Raw genomic sequence first — 2,535 nt, 5'->3', positions numbered from 1 at the left:
GCTTTTTAAGCGTTATTGGAGAGTTTGCATATTTAAGGAAACACCGGCAAACACGCCTTATTCTCATTTTTTACTGGGACTTGTCGCTTTTTTATTCCTTGCTTTGATTATTCTGCAATGGTACATCACGGATGTACAAAAGGAATTTAGCCTAATAACATCGATTTTAGCTGGCCTTAGTTTGCTTTGTTCCTATTTTATTTATACTTTTGTATTACTGAAAGTTTATCGGAAAGCTAATCGTTTTTCCCAAACGTTGACTGCGCTTTTGGTAAGCCATCTAATTGTTCATATATTTGCTATGCCTTTATTATTGGTGACACCAATTTTTAATTCAAATATGAATTCAACGCTTGTTTTATTGTTTGGAATTTTGTATTTGATCCTCACCCTGGTATTGACTGCTTGGCAATTTTTAATCACAGCCCATATCTATAAATATGCTTTGGAATTAGATAATCTGGCTTCTATTTTAGCAAGTATTGGTTTATTAGCTTGTAATATTTTAACTGTTTCATTTTGGTGATAGGAATAATTATGCATTTACATATCTTGGGTGTTAGCGGAACCTTCATGAGCGCTCTGGCTTTATTAGCGAGAGACGCTGGTTTTAAGGTAACAGGGTGTGATGCAAATTGTTATCCACCAGTCAGTGATTTATTGCAGGCAAAAGGCATTGAATGGACGGAAGGGTATGAGGATAGTACACAAGCGTTGAAAGCAGATTGCGTGATTGTCGGTAATGCTATCAAGAGAGGAATGCCTGTTCTGGAGGCAGTGCTTAATACGGGTAAAAATTATATTTCAGGTCCGCAGTGGTTAGCTGAAAACATTTTGCCTCGTTATCGCGTAATGGCTGTTTCTGGTACACATGGCAAAACAACAACAACATCCATGCTTGCTTTTATCTTACATCAAGCGGGTTTACAACCTGGTTTCCTCATTGGTGGAGTAGCACCTAATTTTAATACCAGTGCAAATTTGGGAGAAGGTGAATGGTTTGTTATTGAAGCAGATGAGTACGATAGCGCATTTTTTGATAAACGACCCAAACTGATGCATTATCGGCCTGAAGTCGCGATTTTAAATAATTTGGAATTTGATCATGCTGATATCTACGAAAACCTCGCTGCTATTCAGCAACAGTTTCATTATTATTTAAAGACTATTCCTGCCAAAGGAGTAGTTATTAAACCACGCGATGATGCTGCGCTAAACGAAGTTCTTGCTCGTGGTGTTTTTTCCGCAGTCAATGATTTGGCTTTTAGTGGTGATGCTACTTGGCGGGCTGAATTGCTTGATGATAGCGGTCAGGCTTTTCGCGTATGGCATCAGGGGAAGGTAGTGACAGAAGTACACTGGCCTTTGATCGGACAATTTAATGTCGAAAATGGTTTGGCTGCAATAGCAGCAAGTTCCTTTGCTGGTGTGTGGATGCAGATATAGCAGCGAGCGCTTTAGCTGAATTTAGTCCTGTTAAACGGCGTTTGGAAGTAAAATCCAGTCGTCATGGGATTACCGTTTACGATGATTTTGCGCACCATCCTACAGCAATAAGTAAAACCATTAAGGCTCTTAAACAAAGTGGAAGGCATCAACGTATTTTCGCTGTTCTTGAATTTGCTTCTTATACCATGAAAACAGGGGTGCATGCTGGTGCTATGTCAGAGGCATTGGCAGCTGTAGATGGTGCTTTTGTGTTGAACCCTGAGCAATTTAGTCTGATGAATGTAGTAAAAGATTGGGTTTGTCCACATCAGGTATTGCCAACTACTAATGCGATTGTTAATGCCGTGGTTGATACGGTACAGCCTGGTGATGCTGTGTTGATTATGTCTAATCGTGGTTTTGATAATATTCATCAAAATCTGGTTTCACAGATTGATTTACGCTTTAACAAATAGCAAATAAAGATTCAGTTATTGCAAATTCTTTGGCAGATTGTTATAAAAATAGAAGCTCCCATCGCAAGGAATTGGGAGTAGCAGTTCCACTAAATAAAAGGACAGTGGCTGTGTATGGATAAAGATGCCAAGGAGAATATATGGGGTATGAGCCACCTTCTTTTGAAAAACTATGTGAAGAAGCAGATAAATTAGAAGCCGTTTTTAATAAATTTGCATCGCGCTATTTTGTTGCTAGTTATTCTGATCTATGTGTCATAGCTGAAACGTTAAAAGAGGAGTATTGTAAAAACGTAAAGAAGAAAGCAACCTGGGTTTTTACCCCTATACCTAAGGAGCTACGTCTTTCGCAAATTGCTTGTATTAGTCAATTAAAAACTGATCTTAAGCCCCGCACTGATTCTGAAGTAAAGAAGGCTGTAGCTATCTTGATGGGAGCTTTCATGTATCGCTTATTGCGTCTGGAACATGAATATACAAGTCTTTATGATTTTTTCAGGCAGACTCCAATTGAGAAATTTTTTACTATTTCTGTTATCGATTCTTGTGCTTTACACACAACCTTAAGGGAAGCATTTATCAAGAAAGGAAATGTTTTTGATGCCCAAACAGTTGCTGCCTGTTGCGGTGC

General features: G+C 38.7%; 2 protein-coding genes and 1 pseudogene. All 3 read left to right on the top strand.

Annotated elements, in window-relative coordinates; genetic code table 11:
- Positions 1-526: hypothetical protein (locus BN58_RS31860; protein ID WP_019217396.1), on the top strand; the 526-nt coding region annotated here is incomplete at its 5' end.
- Positions 527-531: 5 nt separating this feature from the next.
- Positions 532-1,904 (top strand): annotated as a pseudogene (gene mpl, locus BN58_RS25695) (UDP-N-acetylmuramate:L-alanyl-gamma-D-glutamyl-meso-diaminopimelate ligase).
- Between the two features lie 140 nt (positions 1,905-2,044).
- Positions 2,045-2,535, top strand: a 491-nt coding sequence (locus BN58_RS25690) for a hypothetical protein (RefSeq protein ID WP_040916588.1), incomplete at its 3' end; no start/stop codon positions are given.

This window comes from Legionella tunisiensis, from assembly GCF_000308315.1.
Classification (GTDB): Bacteria; Pseudomonadota; Gammaproteobacteria; order Legionellales; family Legionellaceae; genus Tatlockia; species Tatlockia tunisiensis.
Note: the sequence above shows the minus strand (reverse complement) of the source record. Positions and strands in the feature narration are given on the sequence as shown.